The sequence below is a fragment of the Tsukamurella sp. TY48 genome, from assembly GCF_019656655.1.
GTDB classification, from domain to species: domain Bacteria; phylum Actinomycetota; class Actinomycetes; order Mycobacteriales; family Mycobacteriaceae; genus Tsukamurella; species Tsukamurella strandjordii.
On the sequence record NZ_BPMV01000002.1, the window covers coordinates 484470 to 511454 of the forward strand.

Annotated in this window: 29 protein-coding genes, 5 tRNA genes and 1 riboswitch; of the genes, 17 read left to right on the top strand and 17 right to left on the bottom strand. The window is 68.3% G+C overall.

From position 1 onward, the window contains the following. Positions 1-53: 53 nt before the first annotated feature. Entirely contained in the window at positions 54-959 is a 906-nt protein-coding gene (pdxS, locus tag TTY48_RS18115) for a pyridoxal 5'-phosphate synthase lyase subunit PdxS (protein ID WP_220659044.1), read from the bottom strand. 109 nt (positions 960-1068) lie between these two features. Between pdxS and TTY48_RS18120 the strand changes: the two genes are divergently transcribed. Beyond that, the gene (locus TTY48_RS18120; RefSeq protein WP_220659045.1) at positions 1069-1776 is read left to right on the top strand and encodes a hypothetical protein; all 708 of its coding nucleotides are present in this window, start codon (positions 1069-1071) and stop codon (positions 1774-1776) included. A 73-nt stretch (positions 1777-1849) separates the two neighbouring features. Here TTY48_RS18120 and TTY48_RS18125 read toward each other — a convergent pair whose 3' ends face one another. The 9 genes from TTY48_RS18125 to TTY48_RS18165 all read right to left on the bottom strand — a co-directional run bounded on the left by TTY48_RS18125 (position 1850) and on the right by TTY48_RS18165 (position 9974). Further along, entirely contained in the window at positions 1850-2869 is a 1020-nt protein-coding gene (locus TTY48_RS18125; protein WP_220659613.1) for an NUDIX domain-containing protein, read from the bottom strand. A gap of 10 nt (positions 2870-2879) precedes the next feature. Further along, the gene (locus tag TTY48_RS18130; RefSeq protein ID WP_220659046.1) at positions 2880-4004 is read right to left on the bottom strand and encodes a glycosyltransferase family 4 protein; all 1125 of its coding nucleotides are present in this window, start codon (positions 4002-4004) and stop codon (positions 2880-2882) included. Further along, on the bottom strand, positions 4004-4927 hold the full coding sequence (locus TTY48_RS18135) for a phosphatidylinositol mannoside acyltransferase (RefSeq protein ID WP_220659614.1): 924 nt from the start codon (positions 4925-4927) through the stop codon (positions 4004-4006). The genes TTY48_RS18130 and TTY48_RS18135 overlap by 1 nt, the downstream gene beginning before the upstream one ends. Further along, on the bottom strand, positions 4927-5586 hold the full coding sequence (gene pgsA / locus TTY48_RS18140) for a phosphatidylinositol phosphate synthase (RefSeq protein ID WP_220659047.1): 660 nt from the start codon (positions 5584-5586) through the stop codon (positions 4927-4929). Before pgsA ends, TTY48_RS18135 begins: the two co-directional genes overlap by 1 nt. Continuing rightward, on the bottom strand, positions 5586-6134 hold the full coding sequence (locus TTY48_RS18145) for an HIT domain-containing protein (protein ID WP_220659048.1): 549 nt from the start codon (positions 6132-6134) through the stop codon (positions 5586-5588). The genes pgsA and TTY48_RS18145 overlap by 1 nt, the downstream gene beginning before the upstream one ends. Before the next feature lie 29 nt (positions 6135-6163). Next, complete coding sequence (gene thrS / locus TTY48_RS18150; RefSeq protein ID WP_220659615.1) at positions 6164-8152, bottom strand: threonine--tRNA ligase; 1989 nt, start codon at positions 8150-8152, stop codon at positions 6164-6166. 109 nt (positions 8153-8261) lie between these two features. Then, on the bottom strand, positions 8262-8816 hold the full coding sequence (locus TTY48_RS18155; RefSeq protein ID WP_220659049.1) for a (2Fe-2S)-binding protein: 555 nt from the start codon (positions 8814-8816) through the stop codon (positions 8262-8264). After that, positions 8816-9250: a TIGR02611 family protein gene (locus TTY48_RS18160; protein ID WP_220659050.1), complete on the bottom strand. Its 435-nt coding sequence runs from the start codon at positions 9248-9250 to the stop codon at positions 8816-8818. The genes TTY48_RS18155 and TTY48_RS18160 overlap by 1 nt, the downstream gene beginning before the upstream one ends. Positions 9251-9266: 16 nt before the next feature. Then, positions 9267-9974: a hypothetical protein gene (locus TTY48_RS18165; RefSeq protein WP_220659051.1), complete on the bottom strand. Its 708-nt coding sequence runs from the start codon at positions 9972-9974 to the stop codon at positions 9267-9269. A gap of 166 nt (positions 9975-10140) precedes the next feature. On the opposite strand from TTY48_RS18165, the gene TTY48_RS18170 reads away from it, so the two are divergent. Both TTY48_RS18170 and TTY48_RS18175 read left to right on the top strand, forming a co-directional pair. Further along, complete coding sequence (locus TTY48_RS18170; RefSeq protein ID WP_374758723.1) at positions 10141-11343, top strand: MFS transporter; 1203 nt, start codon at positions 10141-10143, stop codon at positions 11341-11343. 38 nt (positions 11344-11381) lie between these two features. Beyond that, the gene (locus TTY48_RS18175; protein ID WP_220659053.1) at positions 11382-12299 is read left to right on the top strand and encodes an alpha/beta fold hydrolase; all 918 of its coding nucleotides are present in this window, start codon (positions 11382-11384) and stop codon (positions 12297-12299) included. Between the two features lie 20 nt (positions 12300-12319). On the opposite strand, the gene TTY48_RS18180 is transcribed toward TTY48_RS18175, so the two are convergent. Both TTY48_RS18180 and TTY48_RS18185 read right to left on the bottom strand, forming a co-directional pair. After that, on the bottom strand, positions 12320-13072 hold the full coding sequence (locus TTY48_RS18180; protein ID WP_220659054.1) for a transglutaminase-like domain-containing protein: 753 nt from the start codon (positions 13070-13072) through the stop codon (positions 12320-12322). Positions 13073-13190: 118 nt separating this feature from the next. Then, positions 13191-13628, bottom strand: coding sequence for a VOC family protein (locus TTY48_RS18185; protein ID WP_220659055.1), 438 nt, complete (start codon positions 13626-13628; stop codon positions 13191-13193). A gap of 353 nt (positions 13629-13981) precedes the next feature. Here TTY48_RS18185 and TTY48_RS18190 point away from each other — a divergent pair, with 353 nt between their 5' ends. Next, on the top strand, positions 13982-14986 hold the full coding sequence (locus TTY48_RS18190; RefSeq protein WP_220659056.1) for a DUF418 domain-containing protein: 1005 nt from the start codon (positions 13982-13984) through the stop codon (positions 14984-14986). Positions 14987-15040: 54 nt separating this feature from the next. Here TTY48_RS18190 and TTY48_RS18195 read toward each other — a convergent pair. Then, positions 15041-15112 (bottom strand) — tRNA-Val (locus TTY48_RS18195). A 259-nt stretch (positions 15113-15371) separates the two neighbouring features. Between TTY48_RS18195 and TTY48_RS18200 the strand changes: the two genes are divergently transcribed. From TTY48_RS18200 to TTY48_RS18240, 9 genes are all read left to right on the top strand, one after another. Next, positions 15372-15444: transfer RNA gene (locus TTY48_RS18200), tRNA-Gly, on the top strand. 17 nt (positions 15445-15461) lie between these two features. Further along, positions 15462-15535 (top strand) — tRNA-Cys (locus tag TTY48_RS18205). A 50-nt stretch (positions 15536-15585) separates the two neighbouring features. Further along, a tRNA-Val gene (locus TTY48_RS18210) sits at positions 15586-15660 on the top strand. A gap of 207 nt (positions 15661-15867) precedes the next feature. Further along, positions 15868-15942: transfer RNA gene (locus TTY48_RS18215), tRNA-Gly, on the top strand. Positions 15943-15997: 55 nt separating this feature from the next. Further along, positions 15998-16315, top strand: coding sequence for a hypothetical protein (locus tag TTY48_RS18220; RefSeq protein WP_220659057.1), 318 nt, complete (start codon positions 15998-16000; stop codon positions 16313-16315). A gap of 83 nt (positions 16316-16398) precedes the next feature. Continuing rightward, the gene (yidC, locus tag TTY48_RS18225; RefSeq protein ID WP_220659058.1) at positions 16399-17265 is read left to right on the top strand and encodes a membrane protein insertase YidC; all 867 of its coding nucleotides are present in this window, start codon (positions 16399-16401) and stop codon (positions 17263-17265) included. 36 nt (positions 17266-17301) lie between these two features. Continuing rightward, entirely contained in the window at positions 17302-17793 is a 492-nt protein-coding gene (locus TTY48_RS18230; RefSeq protein WP_220659059.1) for a GNAT family N-acetyltransferase, read from the top strand. A 4-nt stretch (positions 17794-17797) separates the two neighbouring features. Further along, positions 17798-17881: riboswitch (ZMP/ZTP riboswitch) on the top strand. Between the two features lie 34 nt (positions 17882-17915). Further along, positions 17916-18749, top strand: coding sequence for a tetrahydrofolate dehydrogenase/cyclohydrolase catalytic domain-containing protein (locus TTY48_RS18235; protein WP_220659616.1), 834 nt, complete (start codon positions 17916-17918; stop codon positions 18747-18749). Positions 18750-18758: 9 nt separating this feature from the next. Beyond that, entirely contained in the window at positions 18759-19625 is an 867-nt protein-coding gene (locus TTY48_RS18240) for a PHP domain-containing protein (protein WP_220659060.1), read from the top strand. On the opposite strand, the gene TTY48_RS21500 is transcribed toward TTY48_RS18240, so the two are convergent. Beyond that, on the bottom strand, positions 19622-20122 hold the full coding sequence (locus TTY48_RS21500; protein ID WP_308443064.1) for a helix-turn-helix domain-containing protein: 501 nt from the start codon (positions 20120-20122) through the stop codon (positions 19622-19624). The two genes, TTY48_RS18240 and TTY48_RS21500, sit on opposite strands and share 4 nt — an antisense overlap. Between TTY48_RS21500 and TTY48_RS18250 the strand changes: the two genes are divergently transcribed. Together TTY48_RS18250 and TTY48_RS18255 are read left to right on the top strand one after the other, a co-directional pair. Further along, on the top strand, positions 20042-21469 hold the full coding sequence (locus TTY48_RS18250) for an MFS transporter (protein WP_255585813.1): 1428 nt from the start codon (positions 20042-20044) through the stop codon (positions 21467-21469). The genes TTY48_RS21500 and TTY48_RS18250 overlap by 81 nt on opposite strands. Before the next feature lie 52 nt (positions 21470-21521). After that, complete coding sequence (locus TTY48_RS18255) at positions 21522-23105, top strand: acyl-CoA carboxylase subunit beta (RefSeq protein WP_220659062.1); 1584 nt, start codon at positions 21522-21524, stop codon at positions 23103-23105. On the opposite strand, the gene TTY48_RS18260 is transcribed toward TTY48_RS18255, so the two are convergent. From TTY48_RS18260 to TTY48_RS18270, 3 genes are read right to left on the bottom strand one after another with little or no spacing between them, the layout of a single operon-like run. After that, a complete protein-coding gene (locus tag TTY48_RS18260; RefSeq protein ID WP_220659063.1) occupies positions 23102-23620 on the bottom strand; it encodes a CGNR zinc finger domain-containing protein in 519 nt (172 codons plus the stop codon). The two genes, TTY48_RS18255 and TTY48_RS18260, sit on opposite strands and share 4 nt — an antisense overlap. A 7-nt stretch (positions 23621-23627) precedes the next feature. Next, complete coding sequence (locus tag TTY48_RS18265; protein WP_220659064.1) at positions 23628-23801, bottom strand: hypothetical protein; 174 nt, start codon at positions 23799-23801, stop codon at positions 23628-23630. 5 nt (positions 23802-23806) lie between these two features. Beyond that, complete coding sequence (locus tag TTY48_RS18270) at positions 23807-24376, bottom strand: hypothetical protein (RefSeq protein ID WP_220659065.1); 570 nt, start codon at positions 24374-24376, stop codon at positions 23807-23809. Positions 24377-24583: 207 nt separating this feature from the next. On the opposite strand from TTY48_RS18270, the gene TTY48_RS18275 reads away from it, so the two are divergent. Continuing rightward, positions 24584-24742, top strand: coding sequence for a hypothetical protein (locus tag TTY48_RS18275; protein WP_220659066.1), 159 nt, complete (start codon positions 24584-24586; stop codon positions 24740-24742). Further along, the gene (locus tag TTY48_RS18280; RefSeq protein ID WP_220659067.1) at positions 24732-26981 is read left to right on the top strand and encodes a cation-translocating P-type ATPase; all 2250 of its coding nucleotides are present in this window, start codon (positions 24732-24734) and stop codon (positions 26979-26981) included. The genes TTY48_RS18275 and TTY48_RS18280 overlap by 11 nt, the downstream gene beginning before the upstream one ends. The last annotated feature ends 4 nt before the right edge of the window (positions 26982-26985 follow it).

Here is a 26985-nt window from a genome sequence, read left to right on the forward strand (position 1 = left end):
CGCGCAGCCTCGACGCTAGCGCGATTCCCCCGACACCGGCAGGCGACATGCCGTTACCAGCCGCGTTCCGCCAGGCGATGCGGCTGCGGGATGTCGTCGACGTTGATGCCGACCATCGCCTCGCCCAGCCCGCGCGAGACCTCGGCGAGCTTGCCCGGGTCGTCGTAGAAGGTGGTCGCGGCGACGATCGCCTTGGCGCGCTGCTCCGGGTTGCCCGATTTGAAGATGCCCGAGCCCACGAACACGCCCTCGGCGCCCAGCTGCATCATCATCGCGGCGTCGGCCGGGGTGGCGATGCCACCGGCGGTGAACAGGGTGACGGGCAGCTTGCCGTTCTTGGCGACCTCGACGACGAGGTCGTACGGAGCCTGCAGCTCCTTGGCCGCGACGTACAGCTCATCCTCCGGCAGCGAGGTGAGACGGCGGATCTCGTCGCGGATCTTGCGCATGTGCGTGGTGGCGTTCGAGACGTCGCCGGTGCCGGCCTCGCCCTTGCTGCGGATCATCGCGGCGCCCTCGGTGATGCGGCGCAGCGCCTCACCCAGGTTGGTGGCGCCGCAGACGAAGGGCACCGTGAAGGCGAACTTGTCGATGTGGTTGGCGTAATCGGCCGGGGTCAGCACCTCGGACTCGTCGATGTAGTCGACGCCGAGGGCCTGCAGGATCTGCGCCTCGACGAAGTGGCCGATGCGGGCCTTGGCCATGACCGGGATCGAGACGGCCTCGATGATGCCGTCGATCATGTCGGGGTCGGACATGCGGCTCACGCCGCCCTGGGCGCGGATGTCGGCGGGCACGCGCTCCAGGGCCATGACGGCCACGGCGCCGGCGTCCTCGGCGATCTTGGCCTGCTCGGGGGTGACCACGTCCATGATCACGCCGCCCTTGAGCATCTCGGCCATGCCGCGCTTCACGCGCGCGGTGCCGGTGACGGGTGCGGTCTGGGGATCAGTGGTCACTGACGGGTCTCCTTGAGCGGGGTGGGACGTGTGAAGTCCCAGTATTCCCGATGCCGGTGCACCGATCGCCGGGTGGGTCGCGGCCACCTGCGGCACCTACACTCCAGCCATGGGTGGGTTCATAGGCGTGTACTCGATCGAACCGGCAACCGACAGCCTCGGCCCCGAGTTCGATCCGGCACTGGTCGCCGCGTTCGTCGCCCGGTCGGCGCTCGAGCCGGTCGGTGACGGCGAGTATCTGGCACCGGAGAACGAGTTCGGATACCAGTCGGAGATGTCCGTCGGTACCGATGGATTGTCGATCAGCCGGCCCACCGAGGCCGATGTCGACCGTGCGATCGACTTCATGGTCACCGTCGGCGGGACGCTCGCGGGCTCGATCTCCCCTTTCATCTCCACCGACACCCGCTGGCTGGCGGTGCCGCCGGACGATCAGCGCAGGATCTTCATCGTCTCCGACGCCACCGGCGCACGGAATGCCTTCGATGCCGTCGACTCTCCACCGGGAGTCTGGGACGTCCGGGCGGGGTTCGACGCCGTGCCGATCGTCGTGCCGCGTCCGATGTCCGACTACTCGCCGGAGCTTCGCTGGAACGGCTGGCTCGTGATGTTCCACGCGGACGAGATAGAGGTTCAGGTGGTCCCGGACCACGGGTTCTGGGGCGTGCCGCTGCGGAACGTCGAGGCCAATCGCACCTATCGAGCCAACGGCTGGAACGTCCGCCAGGTCGACGATGCGCTCGTCGTCCAGCGACCCGACCGCACCGTCCGAATCACGGAATCCGCCGGCTCGCCCGTCGTCTCCGAATCGGAGTGACACACAAACCGGCGTTTTCCTCACTCACACGACGAATCACGGCCTGTGAGCGAGGATCGCGCCGGTTTCTGAACTAGTCGATGGCGCGCGGGGCGCCGTCGGGCGGGGTGCCGGCGCCGACGGCTGAGCGGACGTCGGGGATGAGCGTCGGCAGCGCCTGGGGATACACCGGGTCGGCGAGGGCGGCCAGTTCGTCGGGCCGGCACCAGCGCAGCTCGTCGATCGTGCGCACTTCCAGCTCGGTGAGACCGGCGGGGGCGGGCTCGAACCGGTCGACGATCGCGCCGAAGAAGTACTCGTCGGAGTCCATCACATCGCCGTCGAAGGCGAACACGGCCTCGCGCCGGTACAACGGCCCGACCAGCGCTCCCGGTGTCAGCTCCAGCCCGGTCTCCTCGCGCACCTCACGGATCGCCGCGAGATCGAGATCCTCGCCCGGTTCCACGCCGCCGCCGGGCGTGAACCAGAACCGGTCGGCCGCGTTGCGCGGATCGTGCCCGTGCACCACGAGCACGGCGCCGTCGCGGTCGATGAGGATCACCCGCGCCGACACCCGCCGGTCACCGCTCTCCGCGAGCAGTGCCGCCGGCAGCACGCCACCGCGGTCGACGATGTCGAAGTACCGCGGCATCGGTGCGGTGCCGCCGAGGTGCAGCCAGCGCACGAATCGGCGACCACGCAGGGCCCGCGTGTCGCGCACGGCGTCGTTGTGGAACCGGCGGGCCATGGTGACCCGGGTATCGGCGTCGGCGATCTCGGCGACCAGGGACCGCGGCAGCGTCTCCACATCGATCGCCCCGATCGCGCTGGACAATTGGTTCTCGCGCACCTCGCGGTCGTCGCGATCGGCGTTCTCCGCGCGGTCGGCCACCACCCGCAAGGCGCGCCCCTGCTCCGCGGGCAGGGTCGCGGCGACCGCCCGCACGACCACGGCACGGCGGGCCAACGCGGATTCGAGCGCCTGGTAGGACAGATCGGTGCGCACGTGCAACCGGTCCAGACGGTGCGCCGTCTGGTACGCCAGCACGGCGACGATCAGCACCATCGACACGATGAGGCCGATGACGAGCACGGTGGTCGCGGTCAGATTCAGCACGGCTGCCTCAGTCGTCGATGCTCACGACCACGCCGGGCACGGCGACGGTCTCGTACACGCGCAGCACCTGTTCGGCGACCACGGACCAATCGAATCGCCACACCGCATCCGAGGCGCGCGCCACCTGGGCGCGGCGGGCATCGTCGTCGGACAGTAGGCCCGCGACGGCGGCGCCGAGCGCGGCACCGTCCCCCACCGGAACGAGGACGCCGCATTCTCCCCCGGACAGCACCCGTTCGAAGGCGTTGAGGTCGCTCGCGACCACGGCGGCACCGGCTGCCATCGCCTCGACGAGCACGATGCCGAAGCTCTCGCCGCCGAGATTCGGGGCCACGTAGACATCGGCCGAGCGCAGCGCTGCCGCTTTCTCCTCGTCGGTGACCGCGCCCAGCAGGCGCAGGTGTCGGGCGTACTCCCCCGCCTCGCGCAGCAGCTTCTCGTCGTCGCCGCGACCGATCACCAGCACCTCGACATCGGGCTGGGCGGCGACGATCGCCGGCAGCGCCTCCAGGAAGACGGCCATCCCCTTGCGCGGCTCGTCGTACCGGCCGAGGAACAGGACCGTCCGTCCCGGACGCGGGTACCCGGGAAGACGGTCACCGCGCGCGAAGTGCTTGACGTCCACGCCGTTCGGGATCTCGATCGCGTCGGAGCCGAGTGATTCCATCTGCCAGCGGCGCGCCAGCTCGGAGACCGCGATCTTGCCGCGGATCTTCTCGTGCGAGGGCCGCAGCACGCTCTGGAACACCGAGAGCACCAGGGACTTCTCGGTGGACGTGTGGAAGGTCGCGACGATCGGGCCGTCGGCGATGGCCAGCGCAAGCATGCTCAGGCTGGGGGCGTTCGGTTCGTGCACGTGCAGCACGTCGAACTCCCCGTCGCGGATCCACCGGCGCAGCCGGGCGAAGGCCACCGGCCCGAAGCTCAGGCGCGACACCGAGCCGTTGTACGGGATCGCCACGGCCTTACCGGAGGAGACCGCGAACTCGGGCAGCACCGTCTCCTTCGACGACGGCGTGAGCACCGAGACCTCGTGGCCGCGGGCGATGAGCACCCGGGCGAGGTCGACCACGTGGGCCTGCACTCCGCCCGCGACGTCGAACGAGTAGGGGCAGATCATTCCGATCCGCATCAGCGCACCTCGGAGCCCTCGCCCGGAGTTCCCAGGATCCGATCGCGGCGGGACTGCGACCAGTCGGCCTCCCACAGCGGCTGCAGCATGTGCCAATCCTCGGGGTGCGCGGCGATGTTCTCCTCGAAGGCGTGCGCCAACCGCTGCGTGGCGTCCTCGATCCCGCGGGAGACATCGATCGGGGCGCCGGCCTTGAAGCCCCAGTCCTCGCCCTCGAACCAGCAGTGCACCGGGAGCAGCGGGGCGCCGGTATCGATCGCGAGCTTCGCCGGGCCCGCGGGCATCCGGGTGGGCTCACCGAAGAAGGTGACGGGCACACCGTGTTTCGCGAGATCGCGCTCGCCGAGGAGGCAGATCGGGCGGCCCTGCCGCAGCCGCTCGGCGAGGGCCTGCATGGGCGGCTGTTCGCCGCCGGAGGTCGGGAAGATCTCGAAGCCCAGGGACTCGCGGTAGTCGACGAACTGGCGGAACAGCGATTCCGGTTTGAGCCGTTCGGCGACGGTGGCGAACCGGCCGTAGTGCTGCGCGAGCCAGACACCCGCCATGTCCCAGTTGCCGCTGTGCGGCAGGGCGAGGACGGCGCCGGTGCCCGCTTCCATGGCCTCGTGCACGCTGGGCGCGTCGACGAACGGGTCGAGCCGCCTGCCCAGCTCCTCGAGGTCCATGGCGGGCAGCCGGAAGGACTCGCGCCAGTAGCGCGCGTAGGACCGTGCCGACGCCTCGATCAGGCTCTGCGGCACCGCATCCGGGGTGGTGCCGAGCACGCGGGCGAGATTCTTGCGCAGCTGCACGTTCTCGCCGCGCGCGCCGAGCCGCCCACCGAGATCGTCGAACAGGAACTTCGCGGCGAACTCGGGCATCCGCTTGGTGACCGCCCAGCCCGTGCGATAGGCGAGATCGGCGGCCTCTTCGCGCGGATTGATCACGCCTGATCCTCCCCGTGCTGTTCGACCGCCTGCGGCAGCGGCAGCAGATCGGTGGCACCGGGCGAGCGGCGCACGCTGAGCGCGCGCTGGAACACGGTGACGATGCTCGTCACGGCCAACAGCCACATCGCGATGTGGATGGCCCACCACACGCCGAGGCCGGTGAAGCCCGCGCCCACGAGCACGATGATGAGCCGCTCCGGGCGCTCGATCCAGCCACCGTCGCCCTTGAGCCCGGAGGCCTCGGCGCGCGCCTTGGCGTAGCTGATCACCTGCGAGGTGACCAGGCAGATCAGGGTGGCGATCAGCAGGTTGTAGCGGTTGCCCTCGGTGAACACGGCCCACCAGGCGAGGCCGGCGAAGATGGCACCGTCGGCGATCCGGTCGCAGGTGGCGTCGAGCCACGCGCCGAACCGGGTGCCGCCACCGCGGGCGCGGGCCATGGCACCGTCGAGCATGTCGAACATGACGAAGAACCAGATCACCAGGGTTCCCGCGAACAGGTGATCGGTGGGGAAGAGCCACAGCGCCGCGGTCACCGAGCAGACGGTGCCGAACAGCGTGACCGCGTCGGGGGTCAGGCCCGTCTTGATCAGCGTCTTACCGATCGGATGGGTGACCTTGGACACCGCCTCGCGACTGAAGATCGAGGACACTAGACCTCCTCCCAGGCCTTCGCCATGAGCGCCCGGGTCTGTCCCAGAAGCTGCGGCATCACCTTAGTGCCCGAGAGCACCGTGATGTAGTTCGCATCGCCGGGCCAGCGGGGCACGATGTGCTGGTGCAGGTGCTCGGCGATGGAACCGCCGCCCGCGCGCCCCAGATTCAGGCCCACGTTGAAGGCCGCGGGTCGAGAGATCCGCTTGATCACGCGGATCGTCTTCTGGGTGAGCCGCATCATCTCGGAGGCCTCGTCGTCGGTGAGGTCTTCGAGATCGGCCACCTGGCGGTAGGGCACCACCATGCAGTGCCCCGGGTTGTACGGGAACAGGTTGAGCACCACGTAGCAGTGCTCGCCGCGGGCCACGATGAGGCCGTCCTCGTCGGCCAGCTTGGGGATCTCGAGGAAGGCGGTGCTGCCCTCGGGAACGGGAGGGGTGTCGACGAGGTAGCGCATCCGGTACGGCGTCCAGAGCCGTTCGATGCTCTCGTCGCCGTCGCCCACGCCGAAATCGCGGTGTGCGTCGCCGGATTCGTCCACCATCTCGCTCCCCTCCCGTCTCGATCGTTCCGTCAGGGCGTCACGACGGTGCCGAGCAGCTCGGCGGTCGGCGATTCGTTGCGGCGCGCGCGCACCCATTCGACGATGCGCTGCACGGCATCGTCGACGGGCACCTCGTTGACCTGGGTGCCGTCGCGGAACCGGAAGCTGACCGCGCCGGCCTCCTGATCGCGCTCGCCGGCGAGCAGCATGAACGGCACCTTCTGCGTGGTGTGGTTGCGGATCTTCTTCTGCATCCGGTCGTCGCTGTGGTCGACGTGGGCGCGGATGCCCTCGGCGCGCAGCTTGCGGATCACGGACTCCAGGTGGTCGCCGAACTGGTCGGCGACGGGGATGCCCACGACCTGTTCCGGCGCCAGCCAGCCCGGGAAGGCGCCGGCGTAGTGCTCGGTGAGCACACCGAAGAAGCGCTCGATCGAGCCGAACTTCGCCGAGTGGATCATCACCGGCTGCTGCTTGGTGCCATCAGCGGCGGTGTACTCGAGATTGAATCCGGCCGGCTGATTGAAGTCGTACTGGATCGTCGACATCTGCCAGGTCCGGCCGATGGCGTCCTTGGCCTGGACGGACACCTTCGGGCCGTAGAACGCCGCGCCGCCCGGGTCCGGTACGAGCTGCAGGCCGGACTCGAGGCAGACCTCTTCGAGGATGCCGGTCGCGACGGCCCACTGTTCGTCGGACCCGATGAACTTGTCGGAATCGCCGCGCGTGGACAACTCGAGGTAGAAGTCATTGAGGCCGAAGTCCCGCAGCAGGCCCAGGATGAAGTCGAGGAGGTGCTTGATCTCCCCCTTCGCCTGTTCCGGGGTCACGTAGCTGTGCGAATCGTCCTGAGCGAACCCGCGCACACGAGTCAGCCCCTGGATAACGCCGGACTTCTCGTAGCGATAGACGTGGCCGAACTCGAACAGTCGCAGCGGCAGCTCGCGGTACGACCTGCCGCGCGACCGGTAGATCAGGTTGTGCATGGGGCAGTTCATGGCCTTGAGGTAGTAATCCTGCCCCTGCTTGGTGATCTCGCCCTCGGCGTTGCGCTCCTCATCCACGTGGAGCGGGGGGAACATCGTGTCCGCGTAGTACGGCAGATGCCCCGAGGTGTGGAACAGGTTCTCCTTGGAGATGTGCGGGGTGCCGACGTACTCGAAGCCGTGCTCGATGTGCTTGGCGCGGACGTAGTCCTCCATCTCGCGCTTGATGATGCCGCCCTTGGGGTGGAACACCGGCAGGCCGGAGCCCAGCTCGTCGGGGAAGCTGAACAGATCGAGCTCGGCTCCGAGCTTGCGGTGGTCGCGCTTCTCGGCCTCGGCGAGCAGTTCGAGGTACTCGTCCTGCGCCTCGGGCGACTCCCACGCGGTGCCGTAGATGCGCTGCAGGTCGGCATTGTTCTGATCGCCGCGCCAGTACGCGGCCGAGCTGCGGGTGAGTTTCACGGCCGGGATGTACTTGGTGGTGGGCACGTGCGGGCCGCGGCACAGATCGCCCCAGATCCGCTCGCCCGTGCGGGGATTGAGGTTGTCGTAGGCGGTGAGCTCGGCGCCGCCGACCTCCATCACCTCGGCGTCGTCGGCCGCGCCCTTATCGTCGATGAGCTCCAGCTTGTAGGGCTCGCCGGCCAGCTCGGCGCGGGCCTCGTCGTTGCTCTCGTACACGCGGCGGCTGAACTTCTGCCCCGCCTTGATGATCTGCTTCATCTTCTTCTCGAGGTTCTTCAGATCCTCGGGAGTGAAGGGCTCGGCCACATCGAAGTCGTAGTAGAAGCCGTCCTTGATGAACGGCCCGATGCCCAGCTTCGTGCCGGGGAATCCGTCCTGCACAGCCTGCGCCAGCACGTGCGCCGCGGAATGCCGGATCACGTTGCGGCCGTCCTCGGTGTTCGCCGCCACGGCCTCGACCTCGGTGTCGGTCTCCGGGACCCAGCTGAGGTCCTTGAGAGTGCCGTCGGTCGTCTTCACCACCACGATGGCCTCAGGGCCCTTGTTGGGAAGATCCAGCTCGCGCATGGCGGCCCCGGCGGCGATACCGGCGGGGACGACGAAGGTGGTGCTCACGGTGCTCCTATTTCATGCGGGCGGCATACCTGGCCGCACGCGGGTTGTCGGTACACCGATCCTATCGGTCGTCCGCCACCGCTAATCGACCGTGGCGTTCCTCGGGCGTCTGCCGCGGGCAGCTCAGGCATTTCTCGTTTCCGGGGCACAGGTAGAGCAGGCAGCACGAGCCCCGTCGAACCACGGTGCCGCGGCCGGGTGCGGCCTCGAAACGGGCGGGCGGCGCCTCGGGACCGCATTCTGCGAGCACCGCAGCGGCGAGCGCGGCGGGGTCCGGTGCCGCGAGGGACGCCGAGGCCACCGAGTCCGTCCCGATGGCCCATAGCGCCCGCGTGGGCGCCCCCGATGCGGCGGCCACGGCGGGGATGGTCGACCGGAAGTGCCGCCCGAGTGCGGGCAGTGGATCGGGAGTCGAGGGCGCACCGTCGACCTGGGGCCAGCCGCCCGGCCCGACGGTGACCCGGGCGCGGTCGGCATCGCGTCCGTCGATCAGAGCGAGGCGCGCGAGCGCCCCGGACAGGGCGTACCAGTAGAGGACTCCGGCGACGCGGCGCTCGGGTGTGCGCATGGACCGCTGAAGCTCGTCGATGGCGGCGGCCGGGTCCGCCTCCGTCATCAGTCGTCGCCGAAGATGGGGCTCTGCAACCACGACCAGTCGATGCCCACCCAGCCGCCGGCCATGGCGAGTGCGCCGAGCAACCAGAGCGTGAGCAGGACGATGGCGCAGGTGCCTAGCCCGAACAGGCCCTTGACCAGAATGTTCTGCTTGCCCAGCCAGTCCGCGAAGCGGTCGTACCGGGCACGCGCGAAGCGGAGGAGGCGGTGCGCCCACTCGAATTCGGTGGACAGGATGCCGAGGCCCGCGAACACGATGAGCCAGCCGGGCCCGGGGTAGGGAATGGCGATGATGCCCGCGATGAGCACGGCCCCGCCGATCACGCCGACGGCGATCCGCCACGCGAGCCGCCCCTGGCGGTTGGACTTCACGCGTTCGCGCCACGTGTGCAGTCGGCTCAGGGGTGAGCCGCTCTCGGTGTCGTGGTCAGGCATCCTCCCAGCGTACCGATCAGTTCGCGATCTCTTCGAGCAGCGGCAGCGCCACGGCGTCGCCCACCGTGGGCGCTGCGGCCTGCAGCTCGTGGTCGAGGATCTGAACCGCGACTCCGAATGCGCGTTCCACCTCCACATAGTTGTGTGAGGACGGGAAGGTCGCCCGGATGGCGTCGCGCTCCTCGCGCGGGAGGTAGCCGTCGGGTGCGGCGGTCCGCGTGCCGGCGAGCGCCACGAGCGCGTCGCGGAGGAGATCCAGCTGGGCCGCGGCGGCCGGTCCGTCTCCGCGGCGCAGCGCGGCCCGGGTGCGCAGGGCCGCGAGCCAGGTAGGACCGATCAGGTCCACGGTGCCCGCTGTCGGAGCAGCACCGGCGGTGCCGAAGAGCTGTTGGAAGGGCTCGCCGGGCCGAGGCCCGAAGAGTTCGGCGGGAACCACGCCGATCCGGGCGGTGAGCAGGTTCGGCAAGAGGTAGACCACCGCACCGGCGTCGGCGGTGTGGTGCACGGCGCCGAAGTCGCGGTACATCGCGCGCGTCAGGAAGCCCCGGATGTCGTCGATGTTCTTCTCGCTGGAAGCCGCGAAGCGCAGATCGATTCCGGTGACGTCGTCGAGTGCGCCGACCGCGGCGGGGCCCACCACTGCGCCGGCGACGAAGTCGTCCGACTGCTGCGCCGCGGCGATCAGCCGATTGGCGACGTCCTGACGTTCTGCTGCCGTGAACATGATCTTCACGGTAGCGCAACCGGATCGGTGAACGACCAAGCGGTCGGTGCGCGGTTCGACGTCGCCCCGCGGCTGTGATTGGCTGAGTAGAGCACCTCGGTGCTGCGCGCCCCCTGTTCCGTCCGGGGAGCGCCCACAGTCTCCGTCAGGGCGGCCGCGAGGCCGCATGTCGTTCCAATCCCTCACCACGTTCGTCCGTGTCCGCCGACCACTCCTCGGCTTGTGGGTGGTGTTCTTCGTCAACGGCGCGGTACTCGCGAGCTGGGCGCCCCGAATTCCTGAAGTGCAAGGTGCGCTGTCGATGTCGGACAGCACACTTGGTTTGGTTCTCTTCGGCGTGGCGGCCGGATCGGTGCCGGGACTATTGGCCGCTCCGCGATTGGTCGCGGCGTTAGGTAGCCGACGGAGCTGTCTCGGAGCCGCCGTGGCGTTCGCGGCCGGACTTCCGCTCATCGCCGCTGCACAGGGGGCGACATCGCTCGCGTGCGTTCTCGCCGCATTGGGGTCTGCGTCCGGCATTCTCGACGTGGCCATGAACACCGCCGGCGTGGAATTCGAGACCAGGAGTAATAGACGGGTTCTCTCCCGTCTGCACGGCGGCTACAGCCTCGGAGTGCTCTGCGGCGCATCAGGCGGAGCGATCGCCACGAGCGTCGGTGTCCCGCTCCGGGTTCACTTCCTCGCGGTCGGGTTCGGCCTCGCACTCCTCGCCACCGGGGCCGCGCTGCAGCTCGACCGAGCGGGCCATCCCCGCGGATCAGCGATACCCTCCGCCCCTTGGGAGTTGATGACCACGATCGGCGCTCCGATCGCCGCGATCGCCGTCGCTGCATTGCTCGTCGAGGGCATGCTCACCGATTGGTCCGCGCTGCTGATCGGCCGGGAACGCGGAGCCGGTGTCGAGGTGGGCTCCACCGTGGTGGTCGCTTTCAGCGTGGCGATGTTCGTGTCCCGCTCGCTCGGAGACAGGTTGCTGCACCGCGTCGGAGCGCCCCGCCTCCTCGCCACGGCCGCGATCGCGATCGGGACTGGCACGGCGACCGCTTCCCTCTACGACGGATGGGTGGGCGCGTACCTCGGCGTGGTCGCGGTCGGCCTGGCCGTGGGACCGGTGTTTCCGCTCGCGATCGGGCTCGCCGCCGCGCGTTCCCCAAGCGCGGCGCCGGCGGCGACGGCAGCCGTGAGCTGTGTGGGATATCTCGCCTACCTGGGCGGACCACCTGTCATCGGCGCCGGTGCCGATCTGGTTTCACTTCCCGCCGCCATTGCAGGATGTGGGATCACGAGCGCAGCAGTGGTGGCGTTCGGCGCGATGCGTCTCGCGCGCGATCACCGGGCCGGACCGAACATTCAACCAAGTTCGCGATAGAAGTCGCACGAATCTCTATCGTGTCGTAACGTGCGAGAATGACGGTTCACATCGCCGATACCACGCAGGTCACGACAGAAGACGGTGCGCGCCTGCGAGTGCAGACCTTCGGCGCATCCGATGCCCCGACGATCGTGCTCTCCCACGGTTGGGCCTGCAGTATCGAGTACTGGAAGCCCCAGATCGACGCCCTCGCGTCCGCCTACCGGGTGATCGCCTACGACCAGCGCGGCCACGGCCACAGCTCACGAGGGCGCACTCCCCTGACCGCGGCCGTGCTCGCAGACGATTTCGCGGCGGTGATCGATCACGCGGTGGGCGGCGGCCGTGCCGTCACCGTCGGACACAGCATGGGGGGCATCACCCTCATGGCCTGGTGGCACAGGCACCCCGAGCAGGCGGCACGGACCAGCGCAGCCACCGTCCTCGCCAACACCACGACAGGAGGATTGGCGCGCGGCACGCGCATCTTCCCTCTCCTCAACGGCGTGGTCCCGGCGCCGGTCGCTCTCGGAAAACTGGTGCTGGGCACACCGATCCGCATCCCGGGCGGCCCCGTCGTCCGAGAGGCGGTTCGACAGCGCACGATGAACCCGCGGACGGCGACGAGGGCCCAGGCGGCGTTCGTGGCCGATATCGTCCGGCGCTGCGACCCGGTGACCCGCGCCAGCGCCGCGGCTGCCCTCATCGATCTCGATCTGGGCGCGGCCGCGGTTCGGAGCGTCGCCTCGCCGACCACGGTCACCATCGGCCGGGTCGATAAGCTGACGCCGCCGTGGATGGGGCGGGCGATCGCGAAGACGCTCGACGACACCGGCCATTTGGAACACCTCATCGAGCTCGACACCGGTCACGCGGGCAACGTCGAGATGGCATCCGTGTTCAACACGATCGTCTCCAAAGCCGCCGACAAGCACCTGGGTCCGAGCGTCGAACGGGCGAATCACCCGACCTGACCGTCGCACCCTCGGCCAGGTCATACGATCAATTCGTCCGGAACTGTCAGATCGGGATGTCCGTACACCGTGGAAATCTGCGAAAGGTCGTCTCCCGAACACACGGCCGCAACCTGATCGAGAAGAGCATCGTAATCGGGACCAGTGCGTCCGTCATAGGCCTCGGTCATCCGCCCCCACTCGTCCCACGGCAGCATTTCCACCCTGTTGAGCGCGGCGAGGTCTTTCACGAGGTTCCCCCGAATCTCAGCGGGCCCCCAGTTCTCCGTGCCGTAAACACCGAACTCCATCGCATCGACCCTGTTGTTCCGATAGGCGAGCCATGCCTCCGCCCCTGACAGGAACTCTCCGGGGCGAAGATCATCAGGCCGATCAAGCACGGAACCCCCGAGTATTTCGGGATCGATCCGTATCCAACGATCATCGACGAGGTATTCGACGATCCAGTGGTCCACTGCGCGATTCGGTACGAAGTATGTGGCGAATCCGCATCGCACTCGGGCCGGGATCGCGCATCGCCGGAGGATGCTGCATGCGAGGACCGCGAAGTGACGGCACGTGCCGACTACGCGTTTGTCCGGTTCACGTGGCACCGTCAATGGCGCCGGATCCATTTCGCGGAGTCGCGCAACGATCTCGCTTGCTCGTCGGATGTCCTTTTCCGAGAGCCGGTCTAGCGAGATACCGGAGGCGCGCACATCGGAGGGTTGAACAATCAGCGAGGCAACCGGCCGACACAGCTCGACCGGGTCCTGCTCGACGTTCGCGAGCATGGCTCGATGGACCGACCGCAGGTCAGTCAGCTTCGTGGGCGCCGCGTAGTCGATTACCACCTCAGAGCAACCATCGCCGACGGCGGAGTCAGAACTCCGCGACTTCGATGGCGCACCATCAGCCCTTCTTCAATTCCTGCGCCAGCATCACCAGGATGTCGCTGGGGCCGCGCAGGTACGTGAGCTTGTAGACGTCCTCGTACGTCGCGACTCCGCGGAGCGGATGGCATCCGTGCCGCGCGGCGATCGCGAGGGCCTCGTCGATGTCGTCGACTGAGAACGCGATGCGGTGCATGCCGATCTCGTTGGGCAGCGTGGGAGTCGTCTCGATCGCGTCCGGGTGGATGTACTCGAACAGCTCGATCATCCCGTGCCCATCGGGAGTTCGGAGCACGGCGACCTTGGCGTGATTTCCGTCCAGTCCCACGGCGGTGTCTGCCCATTCGCCGCTCACGGTCTGTCTTCCGACCACCGACAGACCCAGATCCGTGAAGAAGGCGATCGTCGCCTCGATGTCTCGCACCGCGATTCCGACGTTCTCGAGTTTGATCATCATGCGGGCTACGCTACGGAGCCCGCGTCGCACTGTCCCGGCCTCCGCGCAGTTGTCAGACGAGCGCCCCCGCCGATCGACGCCCACGTCCATCCACTCGGGCAGAGAGTGCGGACAGTCGCCGTCTTCCAGGCACCTTGGCTCGCGAAGAGACTCGAGGCATGGCGGGCGCACACGTACAGCAATCCGACACCGTCCGTACGACTGACGCGGCAACGGGGAGACGCCTGCCGACGCTCGATGTGCTGCGGGGCATCGCGATTCTGGGCACACTCGCTACGAACATCTGGATCTTCACTGCGCCCGGAAGCGGTGCCGCTGCGGCATCACAGGTTCCGCCAGATCAAGGCGGCGTGGTGGCCTTCCTGTCATGGATTCCCAACGGAAAGTTCCTCGGCCTGCTGACGATCATGTTCGGGATCGGGGTGGTGATCCAACAGCGGTCGGCGCAGCGGCACGGCCGCCAATGGCCGGGCACCTACCCCGTACGGTGCGCACTGCTGTTCCTCGACGGTCTCGTCAACTACATCTTCATGGTCCAGTTCGACGTCTTGCGCGCGTACGCAGTGGTCGCCTTCATCGTCGCGTTCCTCGTGCTGTTCAGTGACCGGATTCAACTCTGGCTGGCGGCGCTCTTCCTCGCCGTCCACATCGGCTATCTCGTCTACCTCACCCTCCAGGACAACGGCGGTATGCCGCCGCCCCCACCCGGCCCGCAGCTCCCCGAGGGCTCGACCGACATCGGCTGGTGGGACCTGACGCTGTACAACCTGCAGAACCTTCCGCAGGCGTTCATGATCAACGCCGAGTTCCCCACCCTCGCCGTGATGGCGGTGGCGTTGTTCCTCCTCGGCGGAGCCGTGTACCGCCACGGCGTCTTCGAGGCCGGCCGCCGGCGACTTCGGTACTGGCTGATGGCCGTGGGATTCGGGGTTGCGCTGCCTGCGGATTTCACAGTGAGCGTGCTGTTCCCCGAGTACAGCTCGTGGGGCCGTTACTTGTTCGCAGCCGGTGTGTCCTTCGGTCTGCTCGCCCTGGTCACCGAGTACGGCGTCCGGCGCGGAGGCTTCGGGCGGACCGGCACCATGATGTCCCTGGTCGGACGCATGGCGCTGACGTGCTACCTCCTGCAGAACATCCTCGGCGTCCTGGGGCAGTACCTTGTGTTCAACCGGGACTTCTTCGCGCGCCTGAACTATCCCGCGGCGGCCGTGGGGGCGTGGCTGGCGATCTCCGCGATTCTGATCGTGTTCTCGTGGTGGCTGTGGCTACGAAAGTTCGATCGCGGGCCGGCGGAGATCCTGTGGCACCGGGCCTACGACCTCACCATCAGTGGCGTGCGACGCGTTCGCTCGCGCTGACCCGAAGACACCCGAAAACGAAGAAAACCGGCTGGTTACCAGGCGGTTTTTCGGTGGTCCTAGCTGGGATCGAACCAGCGACCTTCCCCGTGTGAAGGGGACGCTCTCCCACTGAGCCATAGGACCGAAGCTTCGTTCGGCTTCGTGTTACCGCTCAGCCGAACGAGAGAGAACATTAACACGACGTCTGAATGGAAGGGTAATCGGGGTGCTTACCTGCGGCTATCCTCAGCCACGTAAGCCGACGAGGCAGGACGATGCTTCACCACGTCGCCGACTGCGGCGCGAACATAGAGTGACCAGGCGATTTGGCAAGCGCTCGATGTTCACGTACTGTTCTCTCTCGCACCGGAAAGGCACCGAAAGGGCCGGTCCGGCTGTGATTGCGGATGTAGCGCAGTTGGTAGCGCATCACCTTGCCAAGGTGAGGGTCGCGGGTTCGAATCCCGTCATCCGCTCGAAGTGGGCTTACCGTGGCGGTGTGGCCGAGTGGTGAGGCAACGGCCTGCAAAGCCGTGCACACGGGTTCGATTCCCGTCGCCGCCTCCAACACGCTCAGCCACTCCGCAACGGAGCGGCTGAGCACCACTTCTTGTTACGCGCGATTAGCTCAGTGGGAGAGCGCTTCCCTGACACGGAAGAGGTCACTGGTTCAATCCCAGTATCGCGCACCATGAAGACCCGCTGGAGACAGCGGGTCTTTTTGCATTCGGGGGCATCGGCACCGACCATCGATCGCCGCGCGCTGCCGCGGCCGACACTCCACGGCTGCTCGTCTCCGACTCCCGTGACCAGCGGCGGCGTGCCCAATCCCGCTATCCCCCACCCCCTTCGAAGCGCGATCTCCGGCTCGTGTAAGTTATGACGAGCCTCAACAGCAGGCGGATGTAGCGCAGTGGTAGCGCATCACCTTGCCAAGGTGAGGGTCGCGGGTTCGAATCCCGTCATCCGCTCCAGGAGCCCCGGTCGCGTATGCGGCCGGGGCTTCAGCCATTTCTGTAGCCTGGTCACGTGATCATCGACGTCCTTGCGCGACTGCCCCGCCGGGGACAGTTCTTCGCGCCGTGGATGGCGGTCGTCGCCATGTTCGTCGCCAGCATCACGGTGGCCGACGGTGCCGCGGCACTCGTCGGCATCGCCCTCGCGATCGCTGTCGCAGCGGTCTGCCACGCCGCAGCCGATCGGGACCACCGCGCACCGTCGGGCCCGAAGACCGGACGAGCGCCGGATCACCGGCTCCGCGGCGCATACCGCCGCAGCTTCATGCCGAACGGGGCCGGGCGGCCCCGTCGGCCCCGAGCACCGGGCATCGCCGCTTTCGCGGCGTAGCTCTCACCACACGCCGCACGCGTCCCATCACTCACGCGCGTCGCGGTCACGCGCGCGCTTTCACGCCTGCGAGGTGCTCTCCCATGCTCGATTTCGTCTACTACCCCATTTCCGCCGTCCTCTGGCTGTGGCATAGCGTCTTCGGTGCCGCGCTCGGCGCCGACAACGGTTTCGCCTGGGCTCTGTCCGTGGTCTTCCTCGTCTTCACCGTGCGCGCGCTCCTCCTGTGGCCCGCAATCGTGGCTGCACGCACCGATCGCCGGGTGCAGAAGTTGCGGCCCGAGTTGGAGAAGCTGCGCACCAAGCACGGTAAGGACGCCCGAAAACTGGCCGTCGAGACGCAGCGGCTTCAGCGCGAGAACGGTGTTCGCCCACTCCTCGGCTGCCTACCCGCCCTCGTGCAGGTCCCGGTCTTCTTCGGTCTGTATCACGTGCTCCGGTCGTTCAATCGCACCGGAACCGGACTCGGGCAACTCGGCCTCACGCCCGAGCAGAACGCGACCACCGCCAACTACGTTTTCTCCGCGCACGATGTCCAGTCCTTCCTCAGCGCCAGGCTTTTCGGTGCACCCATCTCCGCCTCCATGTCGAGCTCGGACAGCGTGCTCGCCTCCTTCGCGCAGTTCGGAGGGATGCCCAGCGTCACCACGATCGCGGCGGTGGCGATACCGCTGATGGCGATCGCCTGCATCGTCACCCACATCAACGCGCGATTCTCACTACGGCACCAGACCGTCGACGCCGCCGGCGCACTGCAGGCAGACCTCATGCGGAAGCTGATGCTGTGGGTGATGCCACTGGGCAGTGTCGTCGCCGGGCCCGTCCTGCCGATCGCGATCCTGTTGTATTGGGTCGCGAACAACGCGTGGACCTACGCCCAGCAGCACCTCGTCCACTTCTTGCTGGAGCGAGAGAAGGTACGGACGGCGGTCACGGCAGCCGGTCGATGACCGAGGGCGGTTCCGCCGCGTGGCAGGATGCGCACCATGTCCGACGGTGCACCCGACCTGATCGTCCGAGCGGCGGCCGCCACCGACCTCGGAGCGGTCGCGGCCCTCGGCGTCGAGGTCCAGGATCTGCACTTCACCGCGCGCCCCGATCTGTTCGTAGCTCCGGCCCCAGACCAGATCGAGGCCTTCATGGCTGCCGCGATCGACCAGCCGCAGCACCACCTGCTTGTAGCGGTCCGTGCAAGCGAGGTGCTCGGCTTCATCCTCTGCGAGCAACAACGGAGAATCGCCACACCGTTCCGCCGCGCAATGACGAACATCTACATCCACCAGCTGGCGGTCGCAACGCACGCCCGGCGGTCCGGTGTGGCGTCCGCTCTGCTCGCAGGCTGCGAGTCGCTCGCCAGCGCATCGGGAGCCTCGTGGCTCCGACTCGATTCGTGGGCCTTCAATGCGACTGCGCAGGACTACTTCACCCGTCGCGGATTCGCAGCGATGAACACGGTCTTCGAGCGCATGGTGCCGTAGCCTGGAGCTGGATCGCGACTGGCGCGCAAGGTGGAGCACCACCGGGGACCGATCCGCGACCGCTACGCCGTGCGCCTGGGCACACCGACCCAGGAGGCACCGTGTCCGCATCCCCCGTAGTCATGCGTGGCGATCTGCTCGCCCGAACCACCAACGCCGACACCGCGCGCCGCGCACAGGAGCTGTTCACCGCCAACGGTGTCCGTCCTACGCTCGCAACCGTGCTCGTGGGCGACGACCCAGCCTCGGCGACCTACGTCCGGATGAAAGAACGACGGAGCGCCCAACTCGGCCTGGACACCCGACACGTCGAGCTCGCTCGCGAGACGACCACCGCCGAACTGGTCGATGTGCTCAACGCCCTCTCCGGCGATCCGGAGGTGCACGGCATCCTGCTCCAGCACCCCGTCGGCCAACACATCGACGAACGGGCGGCGTTCGACGCCATCACGCCGACGAAGGACGTCGACGGGGTCACCTCGGCATCCTTCTCCGCCATGGCGTTCGGAGAGGCCGGATTCGAATCCTGCACGCCCGCGGGCATCCTTCGCCTGCTGGACCACTACGAGGTGAACCCCTCTGGTTCACACGCGGTGGTCGTCGGACGCAGCCCCATCCTCGGCAAACCGATGGCCGCGCTCCTGTTGCAGCGCGATGCCACCGTCACCGTGTGCCATTCGAAAACGCGTGATCTCGCACGGCACGTCGCAGCTGCCGACATCGTGATCGCCGCCGTCGGGCGGCCCGAGTTGATCCGCGGCGAGTGGATCGCGCACGGCGCCGTGGTGATCGACGCCGGTTACAACCCGGGCAACGTCGGTGACGTGGATTTCGTGGGGGCGTCCCGCCACGCGGCGACGATCACCCCAGTTCCCGGCGGCGTCGGCCCGATGACCATAGCGGTGCTCCTGGCGCAGACCGTCGACGCTGCGGAACGGGCAACGCACCCGCGCTAGTGTCGCGGCATGACGCGTGGCCCTCTCCCTGTCGACGGCCACGTCCACAGTGAGTGGTCGTGGGACACGGGCGGCCCGTCGTCCGGCGCGGCCGGGCGAATGGCCGCGACCTGTGTGCGGGCACTCGAAATCGGGCTTCCCGGCATGGTGTTCACGGAGCACCTCGACCTCGACATCAATTGGCGGTCCACCACCGACGATCTCCTGGAGCATCAGCGCAGGCTGCTCACTGACGAGGGCTATGTCGCAGTGCCAGAGTTCGATGTGGACGGCTATTCGGCCGCGATCAAACGCTGCCGCGCCGAGTTCCCGACGGTCCGGATCCTGACGGGCGTCGAGGTCGGACAACCTCACGTGCATCCGGACCGCATTCGGGCCCTCACATCACGATTCGACCGGATCAACGGATCACTGCACACGCTGCCCGTCGGAGGCGACAGGTTCGAACCCAACACGCTGTATTCGATGTGGCCGGCGGACGAGGTGATCCTCGCGTACCTCGACGAGGCACACCGGATGCTAGAGGCCGCGGACCTGTTCGAGGTCTTCTGTCACCTCGACTATGCAGTACGGACCTGGCCCACGCGACGGGCGGGCGAGTTCCAACCGAGCAGGTTCGAGAACCACTTCCGCCAGACCCTCCGCGCGATCGCGCAAACCGACCTCGTGCTGGAGATCAACACCGGAATCATGCGTCCGTGGCTCACGCAGTGGTGGGCGGAGGAGGGCGGGCAACAGGTGACGTTCGGCAGCGACGCCCACGAACCGAGGCATCTCGCTGCTCACTTTGTGGAAGCGGTGGATCTCGCTCGAGACTCAGGGTACGTCCCCGGCGAAACACCCGACCTTCCGTGGCGACGGAACGGCTCCGGCTAACGGTCCTCGCCATCGGGTGACGATGGGTACGACTCGGAGAACCGACGCCCCCACGCCGTCATAGACTCAAGGACGGGCAGCGCCCCTCGGCCCGCGTCGGTGAGGCGGTACTCGACGCGAGGCGGTACCTCCGGATACACCTCTCGGTCAACGAGGCCGTCCTGTTCCAGCTCGCGGAGCTGCCGAGCCAGGACCCGCGGTGTGGGGCTCGGAAGAATTCGTGCCAACTCGTTGAAGCGGAGTACCCCGCGCCGATCCAGTTCGGACAGAATTGTCGGCTTCCATGCCCCGCCGAGCACGGCCACGGTGATCTCGGCCGCGCACACCGGATGGGAGTTCTCCACCAGTTTGCGGGTACGCGCACGGCCGCTACTCGGTGCTTCCACGACTGTGACTATGCCACCGCACAGGCGTGCATGGTTCGACCTGCGCGCTATCCCCTTTGTCACCGAGTGACTCCGTTGTGCGTTCTTGTTTCCCGCGAATTGCTCCTGCACCCTCGAAACGTGAACTGTCCGACTGCTACCCCCAGCAAGACTCGGCCCGATTGGCGAATCCTGGTACCACTACTGACTGGGATCCTGACGACGAGCCTCGCGGTGGGCATGATCAATACCGCCCTCCCGCGCCTCGCGGACGACCTCGCCCTATCGGCAACCTTGCGGACCTGGATCGCCGATATCTATCCGCTGTGCCTGGCGATCGGCATCGTGAGTGCGGCGCGGGCCGGCGACGCCCTCGGTCGCCGGCGCCTGCTGGTTGCGGGCTTGGTGTTGTTCGGCGCTGCCAGCGCAGCCGCGGCGACGGCATCGACGGGTGCGGTGCTCCTCCTCAGTCGCAGCGCTCTGGGGGTCGCTGGGGCGATGGTCGTGGCGGGCGTCGTCTCAACGATCGGCGCCGTGTTCGACGGGAACGCGCGCACCGTGGCCAACGGGTGGTGGGTGGCAGTGTTCGGCGCGGCCGCGGCGATCGGTCCTATCGTGGGCGGCACTGCGACGGAGATTGCGGGATGGCGCTCGGTGTTCTGGATATCGGTCCCATGTGCGGCGGTCGGGCTTCTGCTGACCCTGGCGATGGTGCCCGAGACCCGCTCGGCCGGACCGGTGACGTGGGATCCAGCGAGCATCGTCACGTCGGCGGGCGGTCTCGGGCTCGCGGTCTACTCGGTCCACCATCTCGCCGCCGCACCCATTGCGGGTAGCGCAACGGCAATAGCCGCGTCGGCGTTGCTGATCTGGTTCGTTCGGCGGCAACGCCGCCTGACGGACCCCATGATCGACGTGTCGATGTTCGCACGACGCCGCTTCTCCGTTGCGACGGTTTCGATGCTGATCTCGTCGGGGGCGGGTGCCGCCGCCGTCTACCTCCTGAGCATCTACTTGCAGGCGGGCGGCCGAGGGCCGCTCGCGACCGGGATCGTCCTGCTTCCCCAGGCTGTGGCAACGACCGCGGGAGGACTATGCGCCCCCGCTGTCGCACACCGGCTCCCGCCTTCGACAGCGCTGCGCGCCGCGTTGATTCTCCAAGCCGTGGGCCTGCTGACCGTGGCCTTCCTCCCGGGCACGATGATCGCCGGGCTGGCGCTCGTCGGCCTCGGCTTCGGTATCGTCGGCACGCTCGGCACCTCGGCGCTCTTCGATTCGGCGAATCCCGACCAGGTGGCTCAGGTCGGTGCTGTGCAGGAGGTGGCATTCGCCCTCGGAGCCGGCGGCGGCATTGCCGTGTTCGGTACGGTCGCGTCGCTGTCACAGCATCGTGGCTTCCCGTTGGCAATGGCTGCCGCCGCGACGGCGTGCCTCATCGCTGCAGGCCTCCGGAATCGTCCTAGTCCCGCTCTTGGATAGACAGTTCGTGCCCAAGTGTCCACCCAATCGGACGGGCTGCTAGCTTCCGATCGTGACCGAGAACACGCAGGCACCGTCGACCACGAGCCCCGAGGAGTCGCTCAACAGCCGGGTACGGGAGGCCTACCGGGCTGTCACCGACGAGGCGCGCGCCGACAAGGTGGCCAAGCAGCACGCGCGAGGCAAGATGACCGCCCGCGAGCGGGTGGCGCTGCTCGCCAACGGCGGGTTCAACGAGTTCGGTGCGCTCGCCGGACCGGGCCCCGCACAGCAGGGCGCGGCTCCCCTCGTCGCTCCTGGCGACGGGGTGGTGACGGGCATCGGCTACATCGACGGCCGCCCAGCGGCGATCGCGGCCTTCGACTTCACGGTGCTCGGCGGCAGCAACGGCGCCACCGGAATGGCCAAGCTGGATCGGTGCGCCGAACGCGCCCTGCTCGACGAGATCCCGCTGATCATGCTCATGGACGGCGGCGGACACCGGATGCAGGAGGCCCTTGATTCCCGCCTCGCCGCACCGGGCTCGCGGCTGCTGTTGCGCCTGGCCGATCTGTCCGGACACGTGCCGCTCGTCGCCGCCATGATGGGTCCGGGTTTCGGTGCGCCGGCGAACATCTCGGCGTGCTGCGATTTCGTCACCATCGTCCGCGGGATGGGCACCATCGGCATCTCGTCGGCGCCCCTGGTGCAGGCGGCCACCGGCGAGAACCTCACCAACGACGAGATCGGCGGCGCCGATCTGCAGGCGCAGCGCGGCGTGGTGGACGTGGTCACCGACACCGAACAGGAGTCGGTCGACGCGATCCGCGCCTTCCTCAGCTACCTGCCGGCCTCCGCGACCGCCGAGCCGGTGCTCTCCGCCGGCCCGCACGAACCCGGCGACACCGCCGAGGCGATCGATACGCTCGTCCCGTCGTCGATGCGGCAGGCCTACGACGTGGTCGACGTGATCGAGGCGATCGCCGACGTGGACACCGTCTTCGAACTCAAGCGCCTGCACGCCCCCAATATCGTGACCGCCTTCGCCCGGATCGACGGCCGCCCCGTGGGTGTGGTCGCGAATCAGCCGCGTTTCCACGCCGGCGCGCTCGACGCGAACGCGTGCGAGAAGGCCGCACACTTCATCGCGGTGTGCGACACCTTCGGTCTGCCACTGCTGATCCTCATCGACCTGCCCGGCTTCCTGGTGGGAGCGGGTGCCGAGGAGACGAATCTCGTCCGGCGCAGTGCACGCCTCGGCTACGAACTCGCGGCGGCCACCGTGCCGCGATTCGTGATCGTGACGCGAAAGGCCTACGGCGCGGCCTACATCGCGATGGGCGGCGGTCGCAGCATCGAGGCCGACCTCTCGCTGGCCTGGCCCACCGCGGAGATCTGCGCGATCCCCATCGAGAGCGCGGTCGACCTCGCCTTCCGCACGCAGTACGAGTCCGCACCCGACCCGGCGAAGGCCCGCAACGACCTCATCACCCTGTTCCAGGCGAACGTCGACCCGCTGCTCGCCGCGGACGGCTTCGGCATCGACGACGTGGTGCTCCCGTCCGCGACGCGCCCGATGCTCGCGGAGGCGCTGGGCCGGGTGCGGCGACGGCAGCCGCGGGTTCCGCAGAAGCGACGGTCCATCTCCCCCATCTAGGAACGCCGGTGCCGCCGAACGGCATCGGTGTTGGCGCACCGCGACGAGCAGTACGACTGCCGCCCGCCACGGCTGGTATCGGCGAACACCTTCGCGCATCCCTCGCGGGCACAGGCACCCAGCCGCGCTCCCTCAGCCTCCGTGGTGAAGATCGCGAGCCCACCCGCGGTGACCGCCCGAACCCGCCCGAGGAGCGATTCGGTCTCGGGGGTGAAATGCAGATGGGGGCGCAGCCCGTCGTGCGCGGTGAGGTAGATACCCACCGTCCCCGTCGTCAGCAACTGGTTCACCGCATCGCAGCGATCCTCCACCGCGGCGGTGAGGAACGGGGCCCGCAGCTGATCGGTCCACGCGCCCAGATCGCGGATCACGTCGTCGTCCAGTTCGATCCGGCGAATCTCGTGGTCCTGCAGGACCGCGGCGACCGCGGCCTCGGACCACGCACCGTCGGCCCGCAGGTTCACCAGGTCGACGGTGAGCCGCACACCGGTCATGTTGTCGTGGTCGAACTGCACGAGACGATCATCCCGCCTGGACGGTGGTCTCCGGGTACGACACGGGCACCTCGGTGCTCTCGCCCACCGTCGCGATCCGTCGCGCGCCGCATGCGCACCGCTGGTAGAGCACGATCCCCTCGCTGGTCGGGTGGTGCGATTCGGTCTGCCAGGCATGCAGCTGCGTCTCGATCTCGTTCATGACGATCAGCGTGCGACCGGTTCATCAGACGTTTCAACCATTACACGTCGAGACCGGCCAAAACCCATGACCACCAGCGGTATCGCAGTGAACGCGAGCGCCGGGACGATTCCGCCGACGACGCCGAACACCCACTCCGGCGCCCCACCGATGCGCGCGGCCGCCACGCCGACGCCGCACGCCGTGAGCACGAAACCCAGGGCTCCGAAGGCAGCGCTCCAGCGACCGAAGAGTGCCCACATGAGCGGCAGGAAATGCACCCCGACGGCGATGAGGACGATGCTCAGCGACAGATCCCGGCGACCGGACGCGACCGCAACCCGGTTCCCCACGACGACCAGAATCACCTCGACGGCCACCGCGGCCCAATAGCGCGGGTTGCGCACGAATCCCCGGCCGGACGGCGCCGCCGACGCCCGCGGCGCGGACCGTCGGGCCAGGACCAGCGAGGCGGCGCCCAGCAACGCGACCACGGCGACGCACACGCCCCAGACCGGCGCGCTCACTCCCTCCCGCCCCGGACCGAGCACCCACCACATCCCCGCGATCACCCCGATCGCCGTGCCCACCATCACCCCCCCATGGGACCACACAGTCGTACGCGACGCTTACTTTCTACCCCTAGGGGGTATAGAATCGCCGACGATGCGCTTCCTCATGATCAGACTCGCGCGAGCCCGCGTTTCACGCATGGCCGGCTCCCCGAACAGCTGGTCAGACATCATCTTGCATACCCTAGGGGGGTATAGTATGTTGGTGGAGTGTCGAAGACGGGAGAAGCCATGAATCCCATGGTCAAGATCGGAACCTACGCAGCCGGCCTGGCGGTGGTCTTCGCCGCCGCATTCGCCGTGGGCTCCGCCGTCGGCCCCACGGCCGAACAGCCCGGCCCGCACGCCACCGCACCGTCGATCAGCGAAGGGGGCCACGATGGCCACTGAGACCCACGCGCCCACCACCTCGGTGGACCTCGAGATCGAGGGCATGACGTGCGCCTCCTGCGCCAACCGCATCGAGCGCAAGCTGAACAAGCTCGACGGCGTCACCGCCACCGTCAACTTCGCGACCGAGAAGGCGCACGTGAACGCCCCCGCTGGCACCGATACCGCGGCACTGATCGACGCCGTGCAGCAGGCCGGATACGCCGCCCACGTCCCCGCCCCCGCGGGCGAGGGCGCCGACGGCGAACCGTCGGGCCGCACCCACGAACCCGCCGACGCGCTGCGCCAGCGCCTCCTCATCAGCGCCGCGCTCACCGTCCCGGTGATCGCGATGGCGATGATCCCCGCGCTGCAATTCGACTACTGGCAGTGGCTCTCGCTGACGCTCGCCGCGCCCGTCGTGGTGTGGGGCGCCCTCCCCTTCCACCGCGCCGCGTGGACCAACCTCAAGCACGGCACCGCCACGATGGACACGCTGGTGTCGATCGGCACGCTCGCCGCCTTCGGCTGGTCGATCTACGCGCTGTTCTGGGGCGCCGCCGGCGTGACCGGCATGACCCACCCGTTCAGCTTCACCATCGAGCGGATGGACGGTACCGCCAACATCTACCTCGAGGCCGCGGCGGGCGTCACGACATTCATCCTGGCCGGCCGCTACTTCGAGGCGAAGAGCAAGCGCCAGGCGGGCGCGGCCCTGCGTGCCCTGCTGGAGCTGGGCGCCAAAGACGCCGCCGTGCTCCGAGACGGTGTCGAGACGCAGATCCCGATCGGCGAACTCGCCGTCGGTGACGAGTTCGTGGTCCGCCCCGGCGAGAAGATCGCGACCGACGGCACCGTGGTCGCGGGACAGTCCGCGATCGACGCCTCGCTGCTCACCGGCGAATCCGTGCCCGTCGAGGTGCGCCCCGGCGATACGGTCACGGGTGCGACGGTGAACGCCGGTGGGCGCCTGGTGATCCGCGCGACACGCGTCGGTGCCGACACCCAGCTCGCACAGATGAGCCGTCTCGTCGAAGACGCACAGGCCGGCAAGGCCAAGGCGCAGCGGCTGGCCGACCGGATCTCCGGCGTCTTCGTGCCGATCGTGATCGCGATCGCCGTCGGCGCGCTCGGATTCTGGCTCGGCACCGGACAATCCGCGTCGATGGCCCTCACCGCGGCGGTCTCCGTGCTGATCATCGCGTGCCCCTGCGCCCTCGGCCTGGCCACTCCGACCGCCCTGCTCGTGGGCACCGGACGCGGCGCTCAGCTCGGCATCCTGATCAAGGGCCCTGAGGCCTTGGAGTCCACCCGCACGGTGGACACCGTGGTGCTCGACAAGACCGGCACCGTGACCACGGGCGTGATGAAGTTGCAGGCCGTGCACGCCGCCGCGGACGAGACCGAGACCGATGTGCTCGCCATGGCAGGAGCACTGGAGGCCGCCTCCGAGCACCCGATCGCCCGCGCCATCGCGCAGGCCGCACAGCACCGCGGCACGCTCGCCGCCGTCGAGCAGTTCGTGAACGTGCCCGGCCTCGGCGTCCAGGGCATGGTGGACGATCGCGCCGTCGTTGCCGGACGCCCCGTCCTCCTCGAGGACTGGGCCATGCCCCTGCCCGACGCCCTGCGCGCCGAGTTCGACGAGGCCCAGCGGCGCGGTCAGACCGCGATCGCGGTGGGTTGGGACGGTGCCGCCCGTGGCGTGCTGGTGGTGTCCGATGAGATCAAGCCGACCTCCGCCGACGCGGTCGCGCGGCTCAAGCGGCTGGGTCTGCGGCCGATCATGCTCACGGGCGACAACGAGCCCGCGGCGCGCTTCATCGCCGATCAGGTGGGCATCGACGAGGTGATCGCCGAGGTCCTGCCCGAGCAGAAGGTGGACGCGGTCCGGCGTCTGCAGGGCGAGGGACGCTCGGTGGCCATGGTGGGCGACGGCGTCAACGATGCCGCGGCGCTCGCGCAGTCCGATCTCGGCATCGCCATGGGCACCGGCACCGATGCCGCCATCGAGGCCGCGGACCTCACCCTGGTGAGCGGCGACCTGCGCACCGTGGTGGACGCTATCCGGCTCTCCCGTCGCACGCTGTCCACGATCAAGACCAACCTGTTCTGGGCCTTCGCCTACAACCTGGCGGCCCTGCCACTCGCGGCGGCGGCCCTGCTCACCCCGATGCTCGCCGGCGCGGCGATGGCCCTGTCGTCGGTGTTCGTGGTGAGCAACAGCCTCCGGCTACGCGGCTTCCGGCCGCAGAAGTGAATAC